General features: G+C 51.2%; 8 protein-coding genes. 1 reads left to right on the top strand and 7 read right to left on the bottom strand.

Annotated elements, in window-relative coordinates; all coding sequences use genetic code 11:
- Window positions 1-267: hypothetical protein (locus VIN66_RS02440; protein ID WP_331922510.1), on the bottom strand; the 267-nt coding region annotated here is incomplete at its 3' end.
- 198 nt (window positions 268-465) lie between these two features.
- Here VIN66_RS02440 and VIN66_RS02435 point away from each other — a divergent pair.
- Window positions 466-939, top strand: coding sequence for a DciA family protein (locus VIN66_RS02435; RefSeq protein ID WP_134052263.1), 474 nt, complete (start codon window positions 466-468; stop codon window positions 937-939).
- Window positions 940-970: 31 nt separating this feature from the next.
- Here the strand turns inward: VIN66_RS02435 and lpxC are convergent, their stop codons facing one another.
- From lpxC to VIN66_RS02405, 6 genes are all read right to left on the bottom strand, one after another.
- Complete coding sequence (lpxC, locus tag VIN66_RS02430; RefSeq protein ID WP_134052265.1) at window positions 971-1,882, bottom strand: UDP-3-O-acyl-N-acetylglucosamine deacetylase; 912 nt, start codon at window positions 1,880-1,882, stop codon at window positions 971-973.
- Between the two features lie 143 nt (window positions 1,883-2,025).
- A complete protein-coding gene (gene ftsZ / locus VIN66_RS02425) occupies window positions 2,026-3,186 on the bottom strand; it encodes a cell division protein FtsZ (protein ID WP_134052267.1) in 1,161 nt (386 codons plus the stop codon).
- A gap of 27 nt (window positions 3,187-3,213) precedes the next feature.
- On the bottom strand, window positions 3,214-4,449 hold the full coding sequence (ftsA, locus tag VIN66_RS02420; protein WP_134052269.1) for a cell division protein FtsA: 1,236 nt from the start codon (window positions 4,447-4,449) through the stop codon (window positions 3,214-3,216).
- On the bottom strand, window positions 4,446-5,198 hold the full coding sequence (locus VIN66_RS02415; protein ID WP_331922509.1) for a cell division protein FtsQ/DivIB: 753 nt from the start codon (window positions 5,196-5,198) through the stop codon (window positions 4,446-4,448). Before VIN66_RS02415 ends, ftsA begins: the two co-directional genes overlap by 4 nt.
- A gap of 2 nt (window positions 5,199-5,200) precedes the next feature.
- Window positions 5,201-6,130, bottom strand: coding sequence for a D-alanine--D-alanine ligase (locus VIN66_RS02410; protein WP_331922508.1), 930 nt, complete (start codon window positions 6,128-6,130; stop codon window positions 5,201-5,203).
- A partial coding sequence (locus VIN66_RS02405) for a glutamate ligase domain-containing protein (RefSeq protein WP_331922507.1) occupies window positions 6,127-6,563 on the bottom strand: 437 nt, incomplete at its 5' end. The genes VIN66_RS02410 and VIN66_RS02405, both read right to left, overlap by 4 nt.

Here is a 6,563-nt window from a genome sequence, read left to right as displayed (position 1 = left end):
CATCAACTGCACGTCGAAGTGACGCATACCAAATACACGCTTACTGGCCTCACGCACTGTGGCAAATGCCTGTGGCAGAATGTCATCCAGCGTTTTGCCGCTGGCTAACAAACTTTTAAATTCGGAGGTTTTCTGTTTCAGCTGGTCGTCGGATAAGGCTTCAAATTCTGCCTCTAACGCATTGATCTGCTGTACTTGCTTTTCTAATTTTTTTAAGAAGCGGTCGTTGCGGCTACCAAATAATTTGGTAAAAAGTTTTCCAAACATTATCCAAATACCATGTTAAGTTAAAACTGCAGTGCAGCCCCGGCGGCGCTTGGCTCAGCCAGTAAAAATATTAAAACCCCAGCATATTACGCCAGATATGGTGCCCGATGCTAACGCTTTCAAGGTGCATCATTCTCGCCGCAGACATAAGCTGCTACACTGCGCTTATGTTACCAACGCAGCAGGTAGTAAACGCCAATGGCCCGCTATACGCAGAAGCCGCTCGATATCAGCAAAGTGCTGTCGCACAGTAGCCTGGCGTCGCAACAACAGCAGGTTGCCCTGGTGCAACAGTTGAATCAGGTATTGGCTGAGGTATTACAACTGGAGCAACTTAGTTTTTGCCAGGTTAGCTGTATCCGCGATGGCCGGGCCGTTATTTTATCTGCCTCTGCGCCCTGGCTAACCCGTTTAAAATTGCAGCGCGACGCCATTCTAGACAATTTTCGCCGAAAAATCTTGCCTGATTTGGCTGGAATTGACATTGAAGCCTCTCCCAATGGCCAGATTAACAAGCCGAATGTGCCGATACCTCAAAAAAACAGCCATCAATTATCAGATTCTGCCGCGACGGCCCTGCTGTCTGTAGCACAAAACACCGACGGTGCCTTAAAACAGGCGCTGCTGAAACTGGCCCAAAACGCAGAAGCTAAAAACAACAAAACCCGGTAATAACCGGGTTTTGTTGTTTTTAGCTTCAACTCTATGCCAGTTGCGGCGCCAGATAAGAAATAGGCATTTGCGCTTTATCTTCAAAGGTCACAAATTCCCAGTTTTCCTGGTTTGCTAATACCGCACACAGCAACTGATTATTCAGTGCATGCCCGGTTTTAAAGGCTTTGAATTCGCCCAGAATGCTATAACCGGCCATATATAAATCGCCGACGGCATCAAGGATCTTGTGCTTGATGAATTCGTCTTCGTAGCGCAGGCCGTCCTGGTTTAACACCCGGTACTCATCCAGCACGACGGCGTTATCAAAGCTGCCACCCAGTGCCAGATTGTTTGCCCGCAGGTACTCGACTTCATGCAAAAACCCGAAAGTACGGGCCCGGCTGATGTCTTTAATAAAGCCGGCGGCAGAAAAATCCATCAGCATATGCTGCGTGGTTTCGGCGATAACGGGGTGATTAAATTCGATGGCAAAATCAATTTTAAAACCGTGGTGAGGCTTAAATTCGGCCCATTTGTCACCGTCTTCAACCCGTACCGCTTTCTTAATACGGATAAATTTTTTCGCTAAGCGCTGCTCGGCAACACCTGCTTCCAGTAACAGGTAAACAAAGGGATTTGCGCTGCCATCCATAATGGGAATTTCAGCAGCGTCAACTTCTACAACCAAGTTATCAATACCCAGCCCGGCAATGGCCGCCATCAGATGTTCAGTGGTGGATAACCGCACGCCATTTTCATTGATTAAACAGGTACACATCACGGTATCGCCCACTAACTCAGGCGCTACTTTGAAGTCGACCACAGGATCCAGGTCCACACGACGGAACACGATACCCGTGTTGTCCGGCGCAGGTCGGAGAGTAAGCGTAACCTTTTCGCCTTTGTGCAATCCTACTCCAATGGAGCTGACTGTCTTGTCGATGGTACGTTGTTTAATCATAATTTCTTCCTGCTCAAATAATAAGCAATCACAAAATGGCGGCGAAGCATAGCATAATGTGGCAATTATGCCAAATTCCACTGAACAGCAGCTTAACTCTGCTGTCGGCCCTGCCGCTGATTTTAGCTATACCCAGTATAGCGTTAGTCAGCCTGTTTACGTAAAAATGCCGGAATATCAAAAATATCGATATTCGCTTTGCTCTCTGGCTGCGCCTTCGCTGTTACTGCCGGCGCTTCATCACGCATGGGCTGCTGGGCAGCTTTTTGCATAGTGTTACCTTGCTGCACGTATACAGGCATCGGCTCCGGACGGCTGTTTGGCACCAGGCTGATATCCGGACGGCGATCTGCGCCAATACCGGTCGCCACTACTGTTACGCGCAGCTCATCCTGCATATTGGGGTCAATCACCGCGCCCACAACCACTGTCGCGTTTTCAGAGGCAAAAGCTTTTACCGCGTTACCAACGGTTTCAAACTCTTCGATGCTGATATCCAGGCCGGCAGTGATATTAACCAGAATACCCTTAGCGCCAGATAAATCGATATCTTCCAGCAGCGGGCTTGAAATGGCCTGCTCTGCGGCTTCTTCTGCACGGTCCGGGCCTGATGCGCGGCCACTGCCCATCATCGCAGTACCCATTTCAGACATAACAGTGCGCACGTCAGCAAAGTCAACGTTGATTAAACCCGGACGGGTAATCAGCTCAGCAATACCCTGTACTGCGCCAAGCAGTACGTTATTCGCCGCTTTAAATGCATCCAGTAAGCTGGTGCCTTTTCCTAATACCTTTAACAGCTTGTCGTTAGGAATAGTGATTAACGAGTCAACATGCTTGCTCAGTTCCAGAATACCTTCATCGGCAAAAGCGGTACGCTTTTTACCTTCGAACGGGAACGGCTTGGTCACCACTGCCACGGTTAAAATACCCAGTTCACGCGCCACTTCGGCCACGATTGGCGCTGCACCGGTACCTGTACCACCGCCCATACCGGCAGCGATAAACACCATATCAGCACCCTGAATGGTTTTCTTGATGGTTTCGCGGTCTTCTTCTGCTGAACGACGACCAATCTCCGGGTTAGCGCCAGCGCCTAAACCTTTAGTCACATTAGCGCCTAACTGCAGCGTAATGTTGGCTGATGAATTACGCAGTGCCTGAGCGTCGGTATTCGCCGCAACAAACTCTACACCTTCAATATTGCTGGCAACCATATACTCAACAGCGTTACCGCCGCCGCCACCAACACCTATTACTTTAATTACAGCTTCTTCGCTGTGGTTTTCCATTAGTTCAAACATAGCTCTCTCTCCGTTTCTACGCTTAGTTTAAAATTCGCCTTTGAACCAGCTGCTGATCCGTTTGACGAAACTGCCTACTGAATCACGCACATCTGCCACTTTTTTCTGCTGAGTGCGCGCATCTTTGCCGTACAACAACAACCCAACCACACTGGCGTACGCTGGGTCCTGTACGTATTCTTTTAAGCCGGTAACATGCATAGGCTGACCTACGCGCACCGGCATCTGAAATATGTCTTCTGCAAACTCGACAGCACCTTCCATTTTGGCGGTACCGCCGGTCAATACCACGCCCGCCGCTATCTGCTCTTCCAGGCCAGAGCTGCGAATTTCTTCCAGCACCAGCTCAAATAGTTCCTGATAACGTGGCTCTACCACTTCTGCCAGCGTGTGACGCGACATCGACCGGGCCGGACGCCCGCCCACACTGGGTACTTCAATACTTTCTTCTTTACCTACCATGCTGCGCAGCGCGCAGGCGTACTGCACTTTAATCTCTTCAGCATGGCTGATTGGGGTGCGGAAAATTTTGGCGATATCGCTGGTAACCTGATTACCGGCGACTGGGATCACCGCGGTGTGACGCAGCGCGCCGTTGGTATAAATTGAGATATCGATAGTGCCGCCGCCCATATCGACCACGCAAACACCCAACTCTTTTTCATCATCCGTTAACACGGCAAAGCTTGATGCCAGCGAGGTAAAAATCAGCTGGTCAACCTGCAGACCACAGCGCTCGACACATTTCTCGATATTCTTCGCCATATCATTGGCGCAGGTAATAATATGTGCCCGTGCTTCCATCCGCACACCAGACATGCCGACCGGGCTTTTGATGCCTTCCTGCATATCGACTGAAAACTCTTGTGGCAGCACATGCAGCATGCGTCGCTCGGCAGAGATAGGCACCGATTTAGCGGCATGGATCACGTTTGAAACGTCTTCTGCCGTCACTTCGGTATCGTTAATCGGCACCATGCCGCTTTCGTTCTGGCAGCGGATATGCTTACCGGTGATGCCTAAATACACGGACGATACCCGACAATCGGCCATCAGTTCAGCTTCGTCTATCGCGCGCTGTACCGCCTGTACCACCAGGTTCAAATCGTTAACGCCGCCTTTATCCATACCACGGGAGACATGGGTGCCCACACCGACAATACTCAACTTGTCGTCGGCGGTAATTTCGCCCACCACCGCTTTGATTTGCGCGGTGCCAATGTCCAGGCCAACGATCAGATCTCTATCTAACGACTTAGTCATGCTTTTCTCTTTTGTTCAGTGCTGTAGCGCACCGCTACCCCGGTGTCATAGCGCAAGTCCACTTCGGCTACGGCTTCGGTTTTGTGTTTACTGATCACCGGATACAACTCAATAAAGCGCTGTAGCCGTTTTAATGTATCTTCCCGCCCCAGTTTCAGTGCTACACCGTTGCTGAGGTCTAACTGCCAGGAAAAACGCTCGGTCAGCCCAAGCGCCACGGCATTAAATTTATGCAGGGCCAGCAAGCCCTGCATATGGTGGAACATGGACAGTGCATCCTGCTGGCTGCCGTCGGGGCCGGTTAGCATCGGCAGTTCCGTTTTCAGCTGCTCTAAGGGCGCCACAAATACATCACCCTGTGTATTTAGAAGTTGCTGCTGATTCCAGATTGCTACCGGCTGTTGTTCTGTTACTACAACCACCAGAGCATCAGGCCATTGTTTGCGCACGGCTACCTGATATACCCAGGGTTGTTGCAACAGGAACTGCTGCACCTGATCCACGTTCACACTAAAAAAGTTACCCACATACTGCTTTTGCAATATCCGGTGCAGCTGCCTGGCGTCAATATGCTCAAAATCGCCATACAACTTTACCTGCCGTACTGGCGCACTTTGTTTACTTTGCACCCAGTCGCTGATTTTCAGCCCGGCCCAAACCAGCCCTGCCAGCGCAACAACAAAAAACAGCACACCGGCATAAAATGCCGGGCGTTGTTTCAGTTGTAAGGTGGGCAGTTGCCAGTTCATCGTTATCTTGCCTCTTGTGCCTGAGTCAGAATGGCCAGTACTAAGTCGTTAAAGCTGAGCCCTGCCGCTTTTGCCGCCATCGGCACCAGCGATTTTTCGGTCATGCCGGGCACAGTGTTAACCTCAAGCAAATAATGCTGGCCGCTTTGGTCCAGCATGATATCGACGCGGCCCCAGCCCGACGCACCAACGGCATTAAAGGCTTTAAGTGCAGTTTGCTGCATAGCGGCAGTTTGCTCAGCGCTAAGCGGTGCCGGGCATAAATACTCAGTGCTGTTGGCCTGATATTTCGCTTCATAATCATAAAACGCGCGCGGTGTGCGCATTTCCACTACCGGCAACACTTCGCCATTTAAAATGGCGACGGTAAACTCGCGGCCGTTAATCCAGCGTTCAACCAGAATTTCGCTGTCGTATTTCAGTGCGGCGTGGATCGCTTGCTCCAGCTCAGCTGCACTTGAGGCGGCACTCATACCTATGCTGGAACCTTCATTAGCCGGCTTAACCATTACCTTGCCACCCAGGCTCGCCAGCAAGCCGGCAAAATCGGTATCGTTGCTGTGCACCACAGCAAAAGCTGCCGTTGGCAACTGCTGGGCCTGAAACAGCCATTTACAACGAATTTTATCCATTGCCAGCGCCGAGCCCAGTACACCACTGCCGGTATAAGGCAGCTGCAATTGTTGCAACGCGCCCTGCATGGTGCCATCTTCACCACCGCGACCATGCAGTACAATAAACACGCGCTGGGCACCACTGGCAGCGAGTTCAGCCAGAGACTGGCTTTGTGGGTCAAATGCAAAAGCGTCAACACCCGCAGACTGCAGGGCTTTTAATACTGCATTGCCTGAACGCAATGACACCTCGCGCTCGGCCGAGGTGCCGCCCAACATTACCGCGACTTTGCCAAAAGCATTGGGTTTACTGCTCATGCTTTATCTCCTGCACTGGCTTTTAATAAATTGATATTAAGCTGCATTGCGGCCAGCTTTTTAACCAGACTGCCAATATTGCCCGCGCCCTGCGTCAGCACAACATCACCGTCTTGCAGTACATCTGCCAGACTGGGCGCCAATTCATCAGGCTCGGCAACATATACCGGGTCAAGCGTGCCACGGGCACGGATAGAGCGGCACAGACTGCGGCTGTCAGCACCGGCGATCGGCGCTTCACCTGCGCTGTAAACCTCCAGCAGCAGTAGTTTGTCTACCGTTGACAACACTTTGGCGAAGTCTTCATATAGATCACGGGTACGGGTAAAACGGTGTGGCTGATATGCCATCACTAAACGCCGTTCTGGCCACGCCGCGCGCACTGCAGCTATCGTTGCAGCCACCTCGGTCGGGTGATGGCCATAGTCATCCA

Origin of the sequence: Rheinheimera sp. (assembly GCF_036568245.1) — a bacterium.
Lineage (GTDB): Bacteria > Pseudomonadota > Gammaproteobacteria > Enterobacterales > Alteromonadaceae > Alishewanella.
Note: the sequence above shows the minus strand (reverse complement) of the source record. Positions and strands in the feature narration are given on the sequence as shown.

Coding starts and splice junctions, on each gene's coding strand:
- VIN66_RS02415 (WP_331922509.1), bottom strand. CDS start 5,198: ATGAACTGGCAACTGCCCACCTTACAACTGAAACAACGCCCGGCATTT.
- ftsA (WP_134052269.1), bottom strand. CDS start 4,449: ATGACTAAGTCGTTAGATAGAGATCTGATCGTTGGCCTGGACATTGGC.
- lpxC (WP_134052265.1), bottom strand. CDS start 1,882: ATGATTAAACAACGTACCATCGACAAGACAGTCAGCTCCATTGGAGTA.
- VIN66_RS02410 (WP_331922508.1), bottom strand. CDS start 6,130: ATGAGCAGTAAACCCAATGCTTTTGGCAAAGTCGCGGTAATGTTGGGC.
- ftsZ (WP_134052267.1), bottom strand. CDS start 3,186: ATGTTTGAACTAATGGAAAACCACAGCGAAGAAGCTGTAATTAAAGTA.
- VIN66_RS02435 (WP_134052263.1), top strand. CDS start 466: ATGGCCCGCTATACGCAGAAGCCGCTCGATATCAGCAAAGTGCTGTCG.